The organism is Streptomyces sp. NBC_00102 (genome assembly GCF_026343115.1).
GTDB lineage: Bacteria > Actinomycetota > Actinomycetes > Streptomycetales > Streptomycetaceae > Streptomyces.
This window is the reverse complement of the sequence record NZ_JAPEMC010000001.1, coordinates 5,645,548-5,662,143: the sequence shown is the minus strand read 5'-3', so window position 1 is coordinate 5,662,143 and position 16,596 is coordinate 5,645,548. Positions and strand designations below refer to the sequence as shown.

Below are 16,596 nucleotides of genomic sequence, written 5' to 3'. Positions count from 1 at the left end.
GCCCCGGTGACCGCCGGAGACGCTACGGGGAGGGGTGGCCGGTCAGTAGTTCGGGAGCCGGCGGGGGCCGAGGTCGGTCCGCGCGGGGGGCGGGGCGAGGCGGACGCTCGCACCGAGGACGGTCAGCCCGTGCGTGGCCACCACGACCGGTTCCAGGGTGACCGAGACCACCTCGGGATGGTCGTCGACCAGGCGGGAGACCCGCAGCAGCAGCTCTTCGAGCGCCCGGGTGTCGACGGGCGAGGAGCCGCGCCAGCCGAAGAGCACGGGTGCCGCGCGGATGGAGCGGATCAGTTCGGCGGCGTCCCGGTCGGTGGCCGGAACCAGCCGGTGGGCGATGTCCCCGAGAAGTTCGGAGGGAGTGCCCGCGAGACCGAAGGAGAGCACGGCGCCCGCGGCGGCGTCGATGGTGGCCCGCACCACGGTGTCGACGCCCCGGGGAGCCATGGACTGCACCACGGGCTGGAGTTCGGCGGGCTTGCCGAGAAGCTCGGTGAGCTCGCCGTACGCCCGGCGCAGCGCGTCCTCCCCAGCGAGGTCGAGGCGGACCCCGCCCAGGTCCGCGCGGTGGCGCAGATGGGGTGCGGTGGTCTTGAGGGCCACCGGCCAGCCGAGTCGCGCGGCGGCGGCCACGGCGGCGTCCGGGTCGGGGGCGGGGAGCGTCGCGCGTACCTCGATGCCGTAGCCGCGGAGCAGTTCGCGGGCCTCGTCGTGTCCGAGAGGCCGGCCTCGCGGATCGGGGTCCGGGCCGAGCAGCGCGTCGATGAGCGCGGCGGTGCCGGGCTCGTCGATGGTGTCGTCCAGGAACTCGGGCACCCTGCCCGGTGCTGCGGCCTGGCGGCGCCACTGGGCGTACTTGACCGACTCGCTCAGCGCGCGGACGGCCCGTTCGGCGGCGGGATAGGCGGGGATGCGGCCGGTGGGGGCCGGGGTGTGGGCCGGGGTGGGGGCCCCGGTTTCCGCGGGCTCCCCGGCGGGTTCGCGCCCGGCCGGTGCGACCGCGGGAGCGGGAGCGGCCTGCGCGGGAGCGGGAGCGGCCTGCGCGGGAGGGGGAGCGGCCTGCGCCGCCGGGCGTGTACCCGCCGTGGCCGCCAGGGCATGGGCGAGTCCGCCGATCTCCAGGTGCACGACGGCCACCGGCTTGGCGGGGCCGTCGCTACGCTCCGCCACCGCCTCGTGCAGCGCCGCCGCGAGCACCTCCCCGTCGCCGCTCTGCATCTCCCCCTCGACCCCGACCAGCGGGATCGCGGTCACGATCACCGCGTCGCAGGCCGGGTCGGCGAGCGCCTCGGCGAGGGCCGCGCGGAAGTCCGCCGGTCCGGCCGCCGTGGTCAGGTCGCGGGGCGGCCGGGGCCGGAGCCCTTCCGTGAGGCAGGCGTCGTACGTGAGCAGCCCGAGCGACTCCGAATTGCCGAGGATCGCCACCCTGGGACCGGCGGGCAGCGGCTGGTCGGCGAGGAGGAGCGCCGCGTCGATCATCTCGGTCACCGTGTCCACCCTGATCACCCCGGCCTGCCGCATCAGGGCGGAGACGGTGGCGTCGGGGATACGGCTGACGGGGACGGCGTGACCGGGCGGGGTGGTCCCGCTGTGCCGGGCACCCTTGACCACCACGACCGGTTTGACTGCGGCGGTGCGGCGGGCGAGCCGGGTGAACTTGCGGGGGTTGCCGAGCGACTCCAGGTAGAGCAGGGCGACATCGGTCTCGGGGTCGTCGAACCAGTACTGGAGGAAGTCGTTGCCGGAGATGTCGGCGCGGTTCCCGGCCGAGATGAAGGTGGAGAGCGCGGCACCGCGCCGGTGGAGGCCGGAGAGCAGGGCGATGCCGATGGCCCCGGACTGGGTGAAGAGGCCGATGCGTCCCGGCGCGGGCGATTCGGGGGCGAGGGAGGCGTTCATCCGGACGGCGGCGGAGGTGTTGATGACGCCGAAGGCGTTCGGCCCGATGATCCGCATGCCGTAGGAGCGCGCCTGGCGCAGCAGCGCGCGCTGGCGCTCGCGGCCCTCGGTCCCCCGCTCGGCGTAGTCGGCGGAGAGGACGACCAGGCCCCGCACGCCGTTTTCGCCGCAGTCCGCGACGACCTCGGGGACCCGTTCGGCGGGTACGGCGATGACGGCGAGGTCGACCGGCTCGCCGATGGCGCCCACCGAGCGGTGGGCGGGCACGCCGTCGACGGCGTTCTGGTCGGGGGCGAAGGCGTGGTTGACGGCGTAGAGGCGGCCGGTGAAGCCGGAGTGCAGGAGGTTGCGGAGCACGGTGCGCCCGACTCCGCCCGGGGCTCGGCCGGTGCCGACGACGGCCACCGCGGCGGGGGCCAGGAGCCGCTGGACGGAACGCGCCTCGGCGCGCTGTTCGCGGGCGCGCTGGACGGCGAGCGACTCGGCGGTCGGTTCGATGTCGAGGGTGAGGTGGACCGAACCGTCCTCGAAGCTCCGCTGCTGGGTGTAGCCGGCGTCCCGGAAGACCTTGATCATCTTGGTGTTGGCGGGCAGCACTTCGGCGGCGAAGCGGCGGATGCCTCGCTCCCGGGCGACCGCGGCGATGTGTTCGAGCAGCACCGAGGCGACCCCGCGGCCCTGGTGGGAGTCCTGGACGAGGAAGGCGACCTCGGCCTCGTCGGCGGGTGCGGAGGCGGGCCGGCCCCGATCGTCGATCCGGTCGTAGCGGACGGTGGCGATGAACTCCCCTCCCACCGTGGCGGCCAGCCCCACCCGGTCGACGTAGTCGTGGTGGGTGAAGCGATGGACGTCCCGGTCGGAGAGCCGGGGGTAGGGCGCGAAGAAGCGGTAGTACTTCGACTCGTCGGACACCTGCTCGAAGAAGCTGACCAGTCGTCCCGCGTCGTCCGGGGTGATGGGGCCGATGCGGGCGGTGCCGCCGTCCCGCAGCACGACGTCTGCCTCCCAGTGGTCGGGGTACGCGTGATGCGGACTCTGCTCCGGCGTGGGCTGCATGGGAAGAGCGTACGACCGCGCCGCGCCCCGGGGCGGGTCCGGGCGGACGTCCCGGGCACCCGGGGTACGGACTCCCCCGCCGGCCCGCCCGTCACGGCCGACGGGGCCGGGCGCGCGAGCATGCCTGCGAACGGGCCTGCGAGCAGGCGCGCGAACGGGCCTGAGGCCGGGTGCGCGACCGGGCCGCGGCGCTGTCGGCGCGCGGGACACGGGTCGCGGCGGAATCGGTGCCGGGGCAGGCTGGGAAAGCCCACCGGGCGATGTCCACCGGCGGGAGGGTTCGCAGGTCCGCACCCCCGTGACAGAATGGTCTAGACAAATCGATTACTGGTCAGGACATCGCAGATTCACGAAGGGCAGAACCATGGTTGAGCGCCGCGTCAACGTCGGATGGGCCGAAGGCCTGCACGCCCGCCCCGCTTCCATCTTCGTCCGCGCCGCCACGGCCTCCGGGGTCCCGGTGACGATCGCCAAGGCAGACGGCAGCCCGGTCAACGCCGCGTCGATGCTCGCGGTTCTCGGACTGGGTGCCGAGGGCGGCGAGGAGATCGTGCTCGCCTCCGAGGCGGAGGGTGCGGACGCCGCGCTGGACCGCCTGGCGAAGCTCGTCTCCGAGGGGCTCGACGAGCTCCCGGAAACGGTCTGACACCTTCTTCCGCCGGACTCCGTGAAGGAATTCCCCGCCCGGCCGGGCCGCTTCGTCCCACACGGACGGGGCGGCTCAGCCATTTCCGGGGCAGCCGCACGGACAGGAATTCCGGCAGCACGGAAAAGGCGCCGGAAATTCGCTCCCCCATTTGTATACGGCGTGGTTGTTAATGACGGGCACCCGAGGTGTTTACGGGATGTTGCAAAGTGCTCACCCGGGACTGCTTCACCGGCCGGGCCGGGCGGCGCGGCCGGTGCGCGGCGAGCGAACGCTCCGCGTGCTGCATGGCCAGACCCCTCGCACGTTCCGCGTCACCACGGGCCACCGCGTCCACGAGGGCGCCGTGTTCGGCCCACGACTCGACGGGGCGGACCGGCTGCTCCACGGCGTACATCCAGGCGATCTTGTGCCGGAGCTGGGTCAGCAGCGCGATGAGCCCCGGGCTGCCCGAGGCCTGGGCGAGCGTCTCGTGGAACCAGCCGCCGAGGGAGCGCAGGTCCTCGCCCTCGCCCCTGCGGGCCCGCTCCTGCCCCAGCTTGACCAGTCCGCGCAGGACCTTGAGGTGCGCCTCGGTCCGCCGCTGCGCGGCCCGGGCCGCGCCCAGAGGTTCCAGCAGGAGCTTCACCTCCAGGAGGTCGGCGGCCTCCTGCTCGGTCGGCTCGGCGACACAGGCGCCGGCGTGTCTGCGGGTGACCACGAAGCCCTCGGACTCCAGGGTCCGCAGGGCTTCGCGCACCGGCACCCGGGAGACGCCGTAGCGCCGCGCCAGAAGCTCCTCGGTGAGGCGGCTGCCGCGTTCGTAGACGCCCGAGACGATGTCCTCACGGATTGCCGTGCATACCGAGTGCGCGGGAATGCGCATGTCCGAACCTCCGCCTTAATCCCCGCGAAACGCGGCCGATCGAAGCCTGCACCGTGACTCTATTGCAATCTGCGTGAATTTCCGATGGCGTACCGGAATTCGCACATATCTTTTGCCTTCGGAGCCGGCGGACCGGAGGGGTTTCGGGTGATATGCCGAAGCCCCGGCGCGGGGCCGGGGCTTCGGCGTGATCGGGGACCGGGGCGGCCGTGAGAGATCGGCGGCGGTCGGGCGGGCGGTGAGTCCCACCGGCCGGCCGCCGTCGCCGCGGGGGTCAGACGGTGAGGCCGTGGGCCCGCAGATACGCCACGGGGTCCATGTCGGAGCCGTAATCCGGTCCGGTACGCGCCTCGAAGTGCAGGTGCGGGCCGGTCGCGTTGCCGGTGGCGCCGGAGAGGCCGATCCGCTCCCCGGAGGAGACGCTCTGGCCGACCTGGACACCGATCGAGGAGAGGTGGCCGTACTGGGTGTACGTGCCGTCCGCCATCCGCAGCACGATGTTGTTGCCGTACGCGCCGCCCCAGCCGGCCTCGACGACCGTGCCCGCGCCCACGGCGAGGACGGGGGTGCCCGTGGCGGCGTGGAAGTCGACGCCGGAGTGGCTGCCGGAGGACCAGAGAGAACCGCTCGACTTGTAGCCGGTGCTGATGTACGAGCCCGCGATGGGCAGGTGGAAGGAGTTCAGCCGCTTGCGCTCGGCGGCGCGCGCCGCGCGCGCCTTCGCCTCACGGGCCTCCCTGACCCGTACGGCCGCCTCGGCCCTGGCCTTGGCCTCCGCCCGCGCCCTGACCTCCGCCCCGCGGTGCTGCGCCTCCGCCTGGTCGGCTATCCGGTCCGCGATGGAGTCACCGAGCACGACGGCCCCGATGAGTCCGGTCGTACCGGGCGAGGGGGTGGCGGGTTCGGCGGCGAGGGCCGGGGAGGCCATCGAGCCGACGACGCCGGTCGCGGTGAGGGCCGCGGCACCGGCGAACCGGGCGGTGGCGCGCGTCAGACGGCCCGGGGCGCGATGCGTCCCGGTGGCACGGGTGAACGCCATGGAGGAGCGGGTCCTTTCCTTCCTTCTCGCCTACCGGGTTAGCTGACGGGTTCGGAGCAGGAAGGTCTCCTACGGGCGTTCGCGGCTCTCACGAGACGCGGGTGCCCGATTCACCCCAGGGACTTCACGGGTCCCCGGCTCCCCAGGCTCGCGCCTGACGGGGACTCGGCGATGACTGTCCGGCACCGCGAGTGCGGTACACAGTCGACGGACAGCCGGATCGACGCTAGGCCGCGGCGCTTTCGATCACCAAACGGACACCGGGTTTTGTAGCGCATCCCACAGGGCAGATAGGCACCCTCCCGGCAAAGTGGACAAACAGCGCGGCCCCGGCGGGATCCCTCCCGCCGGGGCCGCGCCGCTCCGGGACGTGCCCGGTGGTGTGGTTGACGGCCGGTCAGCCGTTCACCACCGTCACCTCGCCGATGCCCAGCGCGCGGACGGGCTCGGCGATCTGCGCCGCGTCGCCCACGAGGACCGTCACCAGACGGTCCACCGGGAAGGCGTTGACCACCGCGGCGGTCGCCTCCACCGTGCCCGTCTCGGCGAGCCGGGCGTACAGGTGGGCCTGGTAGTCGTCGGGCAGCTGCTGCTCGACCTGGTCGGCGAGGGTCGCCGCGACCGAGGCCGCCGTCTCGAACTTGAGCGGGGCGACGCCCACGAGGTTCTGCACGGCGGTCTCCCGCTCGGCGTCGGTCAGCCCGTCCGCCGCGAGGGTCCGCAGAACCTTCCAGAGGTCGTCGAGCGCGGGCCCCGTCGACTCGGTGTCCACCGAGCCGCTGATGGCCAGCATCGCCGCACCGGCCGGGCCGGAGTCCGGACCGCCCGCGGTGGAGCGGAGCACCTGGGCGAAGGCGCGCACGCCGTAGGTGTAGCCCTTCTCCTCACGCAGCACCCGGTCGAGCCGCGAGGTGAGCGTGCCGCCCAGGCAGTACGTCCCGAGCACCTGCGCGGGCCAGACACTGTCGTGCCGGTCCGCGCCGATGCGGCCGATGAGCAGCTGCGTCTGCACGGCTCCCGGACGGTTGACGATGACCACGCGGCCGGTGTCGTCCGCGGTGATCGGCGCCACCGGGCGGGGGCTGCCGGCGTCGCCCGACCAGTCGCCGAGGGTGTCGGCGAGCAGGGCGTCCAGGTCGATGCCGGTGAGGTCGCCGACGACGACCGCGACCGCGGTGGCAGGACGCACATGGGCGTCGTAGAAGGCGCGGACGGCGGCGGCGTCGATCCGCCGCACGGTGTCCTCGGTGCCCAGACGCGGTCGCGACATCCGGGCGGTGGCCGGGAACAGCTCCTTGGAGAGCTGCTTGGCGGCACGGCGCGCGGGGTTGGCCTGCTCGTGCGGGATCTCGTCCAGGCGGTTGCCCACCAGGCGCTCGATCTCGCTGTCGGCGAAGGCGGGGGCCCGCAGCGCCTCGGCGACCAGGCCGAGCGCCTTGGCCAAGCGGGAGGCGGGCACCTCCAGCGACACCCGGACGCCCGGGTGGTCGGCGTGCGCGTCGAGCGTGGCGCCGCAGCGCTCCAGCTCGGCGGCGAACTCCTCGGCGCTGTGCTTGTCGGTCCCCTCGGAGAGCGCGCGCGCCATGATCGTGGCGACGCCGTCCAGTCCCTCGGGTTCGGCGTCGAGCGGCGCTTCGAGGTGGATCTCGACCGCGACGACCTGCTGGCCGGGGCGGTGGCTGCGGAGCACCGTCAGCCCGTTGGGCAGGATGCCGCGTTCGGGTGCCGGGAAGGCCCAGGGGCGGGCGGTTCCCGGGGTGGGCTGCGGGTGGAAGTCCATGGCTACTCCAGTCACGGCGGCGTCGCTCACTTGCCGGCCTCCTCGTCGGCGTCGGTGTCCGCACCGGTCTCGTCGTCCGGCTCGGCCGGTTCGACCGGCTCGTAGACCAGCACGGCACGGTTGTCCGGGCGCAACGCGGCCGCGGCGACCTCCCGCACCTCGTCGGCGGTGATGTCGAGGACGCGCCCGACGGCCGTCAGCGCCAGCTGCGGGTCGCCGAACAGCACGGCGAAGCGGCAGAGTTCGTCGGCACGTCCGGAGACCGTGCCGAGACGGTCGAGCCACTCGCGCTCCAACTGGGCCTGCGCGCGCTCCATCTCCTCGGCGGTCGGGCCCTCGGTGGCGAACCGCGCGAGCTCCTCGTCGACGGCGGCCTCGATGGTCTCGACCTCGACACCGCCGGACGTCTTGACGTCCAGCCAGCCCAGCGAGGGCGCTCCGGCCAGCCGCAGCAGCCCGAACCCGGCGGCGACCGCGGTGCGGTCGCGGCGTACCAGGCGGTTGTGCAGCCGGGAGGACTCGCCGCCGCCCAGGACGGTCAGGGCCAGGTCGGCGGCGTCCGCCTCTCGGGTGCCGTCGTGCGGCAGCCGGTAGGCGGCCATCAGCGCGCGGGCCGGGACCTCCTCGTGGACCACTTCGCGCAGCTGCCCGCCGATGGTGCCGGGGAGGGTGCCGTCGCGCGGGGGCTTCTTCCCGTCGTGGGACGGGATGGAGCCGAAGTACTTCTCGATCCAGGCGAGGGTCTCCTCGGGGTCGATGTCGCCGACGACCGAGAGCACCGCGTTGTTGGGCGCGTAGTAGGTACGGAAGAACTCCTGGGCGTCCTCCAGCGTCGCCGCGTCCAGGTCCGCCATGGAACCGATCGGCGTGTGGTGGTACGGGTGGCCCTCCGGGTAGGCGAGCGCGGTGAGCCGCTCGAACGCGGTGCCGTACGGGACGTTGTCGTACCGCTGGCGGCGCTCGTTCTTGACGACGTCGCGCTGGTTCTCCATGGACTCTTCGTCGAGCGCGGCGAGCAGCGAGCCCATCCGGTCGGCCTCGAGCCAGAGCGCGAGCTCCAGCTGATGGGTCGGCATGGTCTCGAAGTAGTTGGTGCGCTCGAAACTCGTGGTGCCGTTGAGCGACCCGCCCGCGCCCTGGACGAGTTCGAAGTGGCCGTTCCCCTTGACCTGCTTCGAGCCCTGGAACATCAGGTGCTCGAAGAGGTGCGCGAGTCCGGTGCGCCCCTCCACCTCGTGGCGGGAGCCGACGTCGTACCAGAGGCAGACCGCGGCGACCGGGGTCAGGTGGTCCTCGGAGAGCACCACGCGCAGGCCATTGGCCAGACGGTGCTCGGTCGCTGTCAGGCCGCCGGAGCCGGCCTGTGCGGTGGCCGTGTGACCCATGGGCATGTACGTCCCTTCGATCGCGGTACTGGACTTTCTGCCAGACCTGCCACTGTAAGCAAGCGCACGGGCACCTGGCGAAGTTCCCGTTCCTTCGATGTTGTGCTCGTTGGTAGTTCCTGACGATCGATGTTGACGTCCGGTGCGGGGATCCGTGCACAGGGGGTGGGCGCGAGCGCCGGTTCCGCTTCCGGTACGGAGGGGTACGTCGGAGGGTCCGCCACGGTGGTCCCCACGGCCGGAAAGCCCCGGAAAACGGGTGTCCCGGCGGGTCCCGGCAGGGCCGTAGGGACGGGTCGAGGTCGGCGCTGTCCGCTGGGCGGTCCACAATGGTCCGCGTCAGAACCTCAGGTTGCCCGACAGAATCTGTGAAGGAGTCGCAGCCGCGATGGCCCGCCGCAGCACGAAAACCCCGCCGCCGGACGACTTCGAGGAGAAGATCCTCGACATCGACGTCGTCGACGAAATGCAGGGCTCCTTCCTCGAGTACGCGTACTCGGTGATCTACTCCCGGGCCCTGCCCGACGCGCGCGACGGCATGAAGCCCGTGCACCGCCGCATCGTGTCCCAGATGAACGAGATGGGACTGCGCCCCGACCGCGGGTACGTCAAGTGCGCCCGTGTGGTCGGCGAAGTCATGGGCAAGCTCCACCCGCACGGGGACGCGTCGATCTACGACGCCCTGGTGCGCATGGCTCAGCCGTTCTCCATGCGCCTCCCGCTGGTGGACGGACACGGCAACTTCGGCTCCCTCGGCAACGACGACCCGCCGGCCGCCATGCGGTACACCGAGTGCCGGATGGCCGACGCCACGTCCCTCATGACGGAGTCGATCGACGAGGACACCGTCGATTTCCAGGCGAACTACGACGGCCAGGAGCAGGAGCCCGTCGTCCTCCCGGCCGCCTACCCGAACCTGCTGGTCAACGGCGCGTCGGGGATCGCGGTCGGCATGGCGACCAACATGCCGCCGCACAACCTCGGTGAGGTCGTCGCCGCCGCGCGCCACCTCATCCGGTACCCGAACGCCGACCTCGAAGCGCTGATGCGGTTCGTCCCCGGTCCCGACCTGCCGACCGGTGGTCGGATCGTCGGCCTCGGCGGCATCAAGGACGCCTACGCCACCGGGCGCGGCACGTTCAAGATCCGGGCGACGGTCGCCGTGGAGAACGTCACTCCGCGTCGCAAGGGCCTCGTCGTCACCGAACTGCCCTTCACGGTCGGTCCGGAAAAGGTCATCTCCAAGATCAAGGACCTGGTCTCGTCGAAGAAGCTCCAGGGCATCGCCGACGTCAAGGACCTCACCGACCGCTCGCACGGGCTGCGCCTGGTCATCGAGGTGAAGAACGGCTTCGTGCCGGAGGCCGTGCTGGAGCAGCTCTACAAGCTGACGCCGATGGAGGAGTCCTTCGGCATCAACAACGTCGCACTCGTCGACGGCCAGCCGCTCACCCTGGGGCTCAAGGAGCTCCTGGAGGTCTACCTCGACCACCGCTTCGAGGTCGTCCGCCGGCGCAGCGAGTTCCGCCGCACCAAGCGCCGCGACCGGCTGCACCTGGTGGACGGGCTGCTCGTCGCCCTCGTCGGCATCGACGAGGTCATCCGGATCATCCGGGACAGCGACAACTCCGCAGCCGCGAAGGAGCGCCTGATGGAGCGCTTCTCGCTGAGCGAGGTCCAGACGCAGTACATCCTGGACACCCCGCTGCGCCGGCTGACCCGGTTCGACCGGATCGAGCTGGAGAGCGAGCGCGACCGGCTCAACTCCGAGATCGGGGCCCTGACCGCGATCCTGGAGTCCGACACCGAGCTACGCAAGCTCGTCTCCTCCGAACTGGCCGCGGTGGCGAAGAAGTTCGGTACCGACCGGCGCACGGTGCTGCTGGAGTCGGCGGGTTCGCAGGTCTCCGCCGTACCGCTGCAGGTGGCGGACGACCCGTGCCGGGTGCTGCTTTCCTCGACCGGTCTGCTCGCCCGGACGGCCAACGCCGATCCGGTCGCCGAGGACGAGGACGGCAAGCGCGCGAAGCACGACGTGATCGTGTCGGCCGTGGCGGGTACGGCGCGCGGCGAGGTGGGGGCGGTGACCTCCACCGGACGCCTGCTGCGCGTGGCGGTGATCGATCTGCCTCAGCTGCCGGACACCCACGCGGCTCCCAATCTCTCGGGCGGGGCTCCGGCGACGGAGTTCCTCACGCTGGAGGAGGGCGAGGACCTGATCTGCCTGACCACGCTCGACGAGACGTCGCAGGGCCTGGCGATCGGCACCCTGCAGGGGGTGGTGAAGCGCGTCGTACCGGACTACCCGGCCAACAAGGACGAGCTGGAGGTCATCTCCCTGAGGGAGGGCGACCGGATCGTCGGAGCGGTGGAGCTGCGTACGGGCGAGGAGGACCTGGTCTTCATCTCGACCGACGCGCAGTTGTTGCGGTACCCGGCGGCCCAGGTGCGCCCGCAGGGACGTCCGGCCGGCGGCATGGCCGGGATCAAGCTCTCGGACGGCGCCGAGGTGCTGTCCTTCTCGGCGGTCGAACCGGCCGCGGACGCGGCGGTGTTCACGGTGGCCGGCTCGCACGGCACGCTGGACGACTCGGTGCTCACGTCGAAGCTGACACCGTTCGACCAGTACCCGCGCAAGGGCCGGGCCACCGGTGGGGTGCGGTGCCAGCGGTTCCTGAAGGGTGAGGACGTCCTGGTCTTCGCCTGGGCCGGTCCGCTGCCCGCCCGGGCGGCGCAGCGGACCGGCACCCCCGCACGGCTGCCGGAACCCGACCCGCGCCGCGACGGTTCGGGCATCCCGCTGACCGACCCGGTCGCCTCGGTCGCGGGGCCGGTGTAACGAGGACGGGGCGGCGTACGGAAGACGGGCCCGACGGGGCGGGCCCGTCCCCCGTCTTCCGTACGCCGCCCGGCGCTCCGGGGTCCGGCCCGGCGGGTCCAGCGTTTCAGCCGGTCGGGCGGCCGGCCTCTTCGGCGGGCCGGTCGGTGGCGACGTAACGCAGCACTCCCCACATGGCACGCTCCAGTTCGTCCGCGTCGCGAGGCTCGGCCTCCGGTACGCCGGCGGCACCCGTGCCGCCGGGGCCCGTACTGCCCGGCCCCGGCGTTCGGCAGTCCTCCAGTTCGCGCAGGAGCGCCTCCGCGTCGAACCCCGCGCCGATCAGTACGAGCTGGGTGAGCCTCGGCTCGTCGCGGGCCCAGGGGCGCGGGGCGAACCGGAGGAACCTGCCCACCGCGTGCAGCAGATAGGTGTTGCGGGGGTCGGCCGCACCGAAGTCCACGAAGCCCTTGATCCGGTACAGCCCCTCCGGACGGGAGTCGAGGAACCGCAGGAACCGCCGGGGGTCCAGGGGAGTTCCGGTGGAGAGCTCGACGCTCTGGTACGCGGCGTGCGGGTGGGCTCCGCCGGGATTCCCCGCTCCGCCGTGGTACTCCTCTTCCCCTGCCGTCAGGTCCTCGAAGGTGAGCTGGCGGGCAGCCGTCCGTTCGCTGTCCGGACGGAGCGCGGGGTCGAAGAGCAGCGCCGGATCGATCCGCCCGTGGTCGGTGGAGACGACGGCGGCGCGGTCGGTCAGCGCGGCGACCGCGGAGCGCAGCCGGTCGTGTTCCGCGGTGTCGATGCGGTCGGTCTTGTTGAGGACGACCAGATCGGCGACGGCGAGGTGCCGGTCGGTCTCCGGGTGCCGCTCCCGGGTGCGGTCGAACTCGGCCGCGTCGACGACCTCGACCAGCCCTCCGTAGACGATCCGCGGGTTCTCGCTCGCCAGCAGCATCCTGACGAGTTCCTGCGGTTCGGCGAGTCCGCTGGCCTCGATCACGATCAGATCGAGGCGTACGGATGGCCGGGTCAGGGTCTCCAGATAGGAGTCCAGCTCGCTCGCGTCCACCGCGCAGCACAGGCAGCCGTTGCCCAGCGAGACCGTCGAGCCGACCTGTCCGGAGACGGTCATGGCGTCGATCTCGATGGCCCCGAAGTCGTTCACGATCACGCCGATCCGGTTTCCGGCGCGGTGGTGGAGCAGGTGGTTCAGCAGCGTGGTCTTGCCCGAGCCGAGAAACCCCGCGAGGACGATGACCGGGATCTGCGGGATACGGGCATCACCCGGTGTGACCGGAGCAGGCAAGACGGACCATCCTCACGGAGCTGGGAGGCAGCGGCGGCCCCCGGTCAGGGTGCCGGGACCGGCTGCGGCGGAGGCGTCCCGACGTAGCGGGCCGCCGGTCGGATGATCTTCGAGTCCGCCGCCTGTTCCAGGATATTGGCACTCCAGCCGACCACCCGCGCCGCGCAGAACGTGGGAGTGAACATGGTCCGCGGCAGCCCGCAGAGCTCCATCACGACCCCGGCGTAGAACTCCACGTTGGTGTGCAGCTCACGGCCCGGCTTGAGTTCGGCGAGGATGGCCTCCACCTGGCGCTCCACCTCGACGGCGAAGTCGACGAGCGGTCCGCCGAAGTCCTGGGCGATCCCCCGCAGCATGCGCGAACGCGGGTCCTCGGTGCGGTAGACGGGGTGGCCGAAGCCCATGATCCGCCCGCCGGAGAGGACCTGTTCGCGGATCCAGCCGTCGATGCGGTCCGGGGTGCCGATCGCGTCCAGGGTGTCCAGGGCGCGGCTGGGCGCGCCACCGTGCAGCGGGCCGGAGAGCGCGCCGATCGCCGCGACCAGGCCGGCGGCCATGTCGGCCCCGGTGGAGGCGACGACCCTGGCGGTGAAGGTGGACGCGTTGAACCCGTGGTCGACGGTGGAGATGAGATAGCGCTCGACGGCCCGTGCGCGGACGGCGTCGGGTACCTCACCGGTGAGCATGTAGAGGTAGTTGGCGGCGTGCGGCAGGTCGTCGCGCGGTTCGACGGGTTCGAGTCCCTCTCCGAGCCGGTGCAGTGCGGTCAGCAGGGTGGGCACCGCGGCGCAGACGGCGAGGGCGTTCTCCCGGCGGCGGGCGGGCTCGATGTCGTACAGCGGGCGGTACCCGGCCGAGGCGCCCAGCAGCGAGAGGGCGGTACGCAGCCCGGCCAGGGGGCCGGAGACCGCTCCGGCCCGGGCGATGACGGGAAGCGCCGCGCGGACCTCGTCCGGGAGGTGGCGCAGTTCGGCGGTGCGCGCGGCGAACGCGGCGCGGGCCGGTGCGTCGGGCAGCTCCCCGTGGAACATCAGGTACCAGACGTCCTCGAAGGTGCGGGTTCGGGCCAGCTCGATCGCCGAGTACTGGCGGTAGTGGTAGAAGCCCTCGGTCCCCCGGACGTCGCCCAGGGCGGTGTCGGTGACGACGACACCCGCGAGTCCGCGGGGGACTCCGGCAGGGGCGGGGCTGTGGGTCTTGGTCGGCATAGCCGGCTCCTCATCATTTTTTCCTGGCCACGGTCTTCCCTGACTGTTGATTCGACTATCCATGCTTGACTGGAGGGGCGTCAATATTGATTGAATCAACATATCGGTGGAGTGGATACGGTGAGCACATGACGGATCAGCGAGCCCACGGCTTCGGCGCGGGAGCCGCCGCGGGTGACACGGGCGCCGCGGGAAACGCCGGGTCCACGGAACGGCTCAGCACACGCGAGACGGCCGCCCTGCTGGGTGTGAAGCCGGAGACGGTGTACGCCTATGTCAGCCGCGGCCAGCTCAGCAGCGTGCGCGCGCCCGGCGGGCGGGGCAGCACGTTCGACGCCGACGAGGTACGGGCCCTGGCCCGGCGTACGGGCCGGCGCGAAGCCCCGCCGACGGGCGAGGCGGATCTGGCGTTCCGTACCGGCATCACCCTCATCGACCAGGACCGGTACTACTACCGGGGCGTCGACGCGGGCGAACTCGCCCTGAACCACGGGTACGAGGAAGTCGCCGAATGGCTCTGGACCGGTGAACTCAGGCCGGGCGTCCGCTTCTCGGCTCCCGCGCATGCCCTGACCGCGGCGCGACAGGCCGCGGCCGCGCTGCCCGCGCACAGCGGGACGACCGACCTCCTGCGGGTCGCCGTCATCGCGGCGTCGGCGGCCGACCCCTTGCGGTTCGACCTCTCCCCCGCCTCGGTCCTGGACGCGGCGCGCGGCCTGATCCCGACCCTGGTGGGCGCTCTGCCACCGGCCACCGGTGCGCCCGGCGGTACGGCCCCGTCCTCCGCGGCTCCCGCGGGCGACGGCCCGGCCGGTGCGGGCCCCGGCATCGCGGCCCGGTTGTGGCCCGCGCTCACCGCGCGACCCGCCGACCCCGCGTCACTCGCCGCGCTGGACACCGCGCTCGCGCTGCTGATCGACCACGACCTCGCGGCGTCCACCCTCGCCGTCCGGGTGGCGGCCTCCGCGCACGCGCATCCTTACGCCGTCGTCTCGGCGGGGCTCGGGGCGCTGGAGGGACCGCTCCACGGCGCGGCCAGCGGGCTCGCCCACCGGATGCTGCGCGAGGTCGTGGAGCGGGGCGGCGCCGCACCGGTCGTCGCCAACCACCTGCGCGCCGGAGCACGCGTCCCGGGGCTCGGCCACCGGCTCTACAGCGGCGAAGACCCCCGGGCGCGGGTCCTGTTCACCCTGCTGGAGGACGTACCCGAGGCCGCGCCGGCACTCGCCGCGGCGCGTGACGTGGTGTCGACCGCCGCCCGGCAGGTACCTCTGCACGCCAACGTCGATCTGGCGCTGGCCGTGCTCTCGGTGTCCATGGGCATGCCCGCGGAAGCGGGTGAGACCGTGTTCGCGGTGGCCCGCACGGCGGGCTGGATCGCCCACGCCCTGGAGGAGTACGCGGAACGGCCCCTGCGGTTGCGGCCCCGCGGCCGGTACACGGGACCGCCCCCGCCGCAGGAGCTGCCTTCCCCGGTCACCCCTTCGACCTCTGCGGGCGGCGCCGGCAACGCAAGATAGCGACAGATCAGCGTGAATTCTCGCGCGGCGGCGGGGCGGTCGAACCGCGCACCACGAGTTCCGGCTCGAAGAGCAGCTCGTCGGAGGGCACCGTCTTGCCCCCGATCTGCACGGACAGCAGCTCGACGGCGGCCCGGCCCATCGCCTCGATGGGCTGGCGAACCGTTGTCAGGGGCGGTTCTGTGCAGTTCATGAAGGCGGAGTCGTCGTAACCGACCACCGACACGTCGTGCGGTACGGAGAGACCCCGGCGGCGGACCGCGCGCACCGCGCCGAGCGCGAGCGGGTCGCTTCCGCAGATGATGCCGGTGACACCCTGGTCGAGCAGCCGGGAAGCCGCCGCCTGGCCGCCCTCCAGCGAGAACATGGCCCGCGCGACGTGCTCGTCCGGGATCGTCGCCCCGTACTCGCGTGCCAGCAGCCGGGCGGCGTCGAGCTTGCGCTGGGAGGGGACGTGGTCGGACGGACCGAGCACCAGGCCGATCCGCTCGTGGCCGAGCGAGGCGAGATGCCGCCACGCCTGCTCGACCGCGACGGAGTCGTCGCAGGAGACGCCCGGGAAGCCGAGTGCGGCGATGGCCGCGTTGATCAGGACGACGGGGATGCGGCGGTCGGCGAGCACCTTGTAGTGGTCGTGAGCGGCGTCGGCCTGGTGGTACAGGCCGCCGGCGAAGACCACCCCGGACACCTGCTGCTGGAGCAGCAGATCCACGTAGTCGGCCTCGGAGACCCCGCCCTTGGTCTGCGTACAGAGCACGGGCGTGAGTCCCTGCTGGGCGAGGGCGCCGCCGACCACTTCGGCGAAGGCGGGGAAGATGGGGTTCTGCAGCTCGGGGAGGACGAGCCCGACCAGCCTGGCCCGTTCGCCCCGCAGCTGGGTGGGACGCTCGTAGCCGAGCACGTCGAGCGCGGAGAGCACCGCCTGCCGGGTGGCGTCCGAGACGCCTGGCTTACCGTTCAGGACCCGGCTGACCGTGGCCTCACTGACCCCAACCTTCTGTGCCACCTGAGCAAGTCGTCGCGTCATGAGCGCAAGATTAGCGCAAGACGCGCAAACCGATTGCGTGCCGTCGA

At 72.5% G+C, this 16,596-nt stretch carries 11 protein-coding genes and 1 riboswitch; of the genes, 3 read left to right on the top strand and 8 right to left on the bottom strand.

Features of this window, described 5'->3' with window-relative positions; genetic code table 11:
- Positions 1–42: 42 nt before the first annotated feature.
- A complete protein-coding gene (locus OHA55_RS25170) occupies positions 43–2,955 on the bottom strand; it encodes a bifunctional GNAT family N-acetyltransferase/acetate--CoA ligase family protein (RefSeq protein ID WP_266709928.1) in 2,913 nt (970 codons plus the stop codon).
- Positions 2,956–3,319: 364 nt separating this feature from the next.
- Between OHA55_RS25170 and OHA55_RS25165 the strand changes: the two genes are divergently transcribed.
- Positions 3,320–3,601 carry an HPr family phosphocarrier protein gene (locus tag OHA55_RS25165; protein WP_266709927.1) on the top strand — a complete coding sequence of 94 codons (282 nt, stop codon included), beginning with the start codon at positions 3,320–3,322 and terminating at the stop codon, positions 3,599–3,601.
- A 169-nt stretch (positions 3,602–3,770) separates the two neighbouring features.
- On the opposite strand, the gene OHA55_RS25160 is transcribed toward OHA55_RS25165, so the two are convergent.
- The 4 genes from OHA55_RS25160 to OHA55_RS25145 all read right to left on the bottom strand — a co-directional run bounded on the left by OHA55_RS25160 (position 3,771) and on the right by OHA55_RS25145 (position 8,676).
- Complete coding sequence (locus OHA55_RS25160; RefSeq protein ID WP_266709926.1) at positions 3,771–4,466, bottom strand: GntR family transcriptional regulator; 696 nt, start codon at positions 4,464–4,466, stop codon at positions 3,771–3,773.
- A 274-nt stretch (positions 4,467–4,740) separates the two neighbouring features.
- Entirely contained in the window at positions 4,741–5,505 is a 765-nt protein-coding gene (locus OHA55_RS25155) for a M23 family metallopeptidase (RefSeq protein ID WP_266709925.1), read from the bottom strand.
- Between the two features lie 12 nt (positions 5,506–5,517).
- A riboswitch (cyclic di-AMP (ydaO/yuaA leader) is annotated at positions 5,518–5,686 on the bottom strand.
- Between the two features lie 216 nt (positions 5,687–5,902).
- Positions 5,903–7,285 carry a pitrilysin family protein gene (locus OHA55_RS25150; RefSeq protein ID WP_266711129.1) on the bottom strand — a complete coding sequence of 461 codons (1,383 nt, stop codon included), beginning with the start codon at positions 7,283–7,285 and terminating at the stop codon, positions 5,903–5,905.
- Positions 7,286–7,311: 26 nt separating this feature from the next.
- Positions 7,312–8,676, bottom strand: a complete 1,365-nt coding sequence (locus tag OHA55_RS25145) for a pitrilysin family protein (RefSeq protein ID WP_266709924.1) — start codon at positions 8,674–8,676, stop codon at positions 7,312–7,314.
- A gap of 382 nt (positions 8,677–9,058) precedes the next feature.
- On the opposite strand from OHA55_RS25145, the gene OHA55_RS25140 reads away from it, so the two are divergent.
- Positions 9,059–11,509: a DNA topoisomerase (ATP-hydrolyzing) subunit A gene (locus tag OHA55_RS25140; protein ID WP_266709923.1), complete on the top strand. Its 2,451-nt coding sequence runs from the start codon at positions 9,059–9,061 to the stop codon at positions 11,507–11,509.
- Positions 11,510–11,615: 106 nt separating this feature from the next.
- On the opposite strand, the gene OHA55_RS25135 is transcribed toward OHA55_RS25140, so the two are convergent.
- Together OHA55_RS25135 and OHA55_RS25130 are read right to left on the bottom strand one after the other, a co-directional pair.
- A complete protein-coding gene (locus OHA55_RS25135) occupies positions 11,616–12,794 on the bottom strand; it encodes a GTP-binding protein (RefSeq protein ID WP_266709922.1) in 1,179 nt (392 codons plus the stop codon).
- Between the two features lie 44 nt (positions 12,795–12,838).
- Positions 12,839–14,002, bottom strand: coding sequence for a citrate synthase/methylcitrate synthase (locus OHA55_RS25130; RefSeq protein WP_266709921.1), 1,164 nt, complete (start codon positions 14,000–14,002; stop codon positions 12,839–12,841).
- Between the two features lie 128 nt (positions 14,003–14,130).
- Between OHA55_RS25130 and OHA55_RS25125 the strand changes: the two genes are divergently transcribed.
- Entirely contained in the window at positions 14,131–15,522 is a 1,392-nt protein-coding gene (locus OHA55_RS25125; protein ID WP_266709920.1) for a citrate synthase, read from the top strand.
- Positions 15,523–15,529: 7 nt separating this feature from the next.
- Here OHA55_RS25125 and OHA55_RS25120 read toward each other — a convergent pair whose 3' ends face one another.
- A complete protein-coding gene (locus tag OHA55_RS25120) occupies positions 15,530–16,549 on the bottom strand; it encodes a LacI family DNA-binding transcriptional regulator (protein ID WP_266709919.1) in 1,020 nt (339 codons plus the stop codon).
- Positions 16,550–16,596 lie beyond the last annotated feature (47 nt).

Coding starts and splice junctions, on each gene's coding strand:
- OHA55_RS25170 (WP_266709928.1), bottom strand. CDS start 2,955: ATGCAGCCCACGCCGGAGCAGAGTCCGCATCACGCGTACCCCGACCAC.
- OHA55_RS25160 (WP_266709926.1), bottom strand. CDS start 4,466: ATGCGCATTCCCGCGCACTCGGTATGCACGGCAATCCGTGAGGACATC.
- OHA55_RS25145 (WP_266709924.1), bottom strand. CDS start 8,676: ATGCCCATGGGTCACACGGCCACCGCACAGGCCGGCTCCGGCGGCCTG.
- OHA55_RS25120 (WP_266709919.1), bottom strand. CDS start 16,549: ATGACGCGACGACTTGCTCAGGTGGCACAGAAGGTTGGGGTCAGTGAG.
- OHA55_RS25150 (WP_266711129.1), bottom strand. CDS start 7,285: ATGGACTTCCACCCGCAGCCCACCCCGGGAACCGCCCGCCCCTGGGCC.
- OHA55_RS25125 (WP_266709920.1), top strand. CDS start 14,131: ATGACGGATCAGCGAGCCCACGGCTTCGGCGCGGGAGCCGCCGCGGGT.
- OHA55_RS25140 (WP_266709923.1), top strand. CDS start 9,059: ATGGCCCGCCGCAGCACGAAAACCCCGCCGCCGGACGACTTCGAGGAG.
- OHA55_RS25155 (WP_266709925.1), bottom strand. CDS start 5,505: ATGGCGTTCACCCGTGCCACCGGGACGCATCGCGCCCCGGGCCGTCTG.
- OHA55_RS25165 (WP_266709927.1), top strand. CDS start 3,320: ATGGTTGAGCGCCGCGTCAACGTCGGATGGGCCGAAGGCCTGCACGCC.
- OHA55_RS25130 (WP_266709921.1), bottom strand. CDS start 14,002: ATGCCGACCAAGACCCACAGCCCCGCCCCTGCCGGAGTCCCCCGCGGA.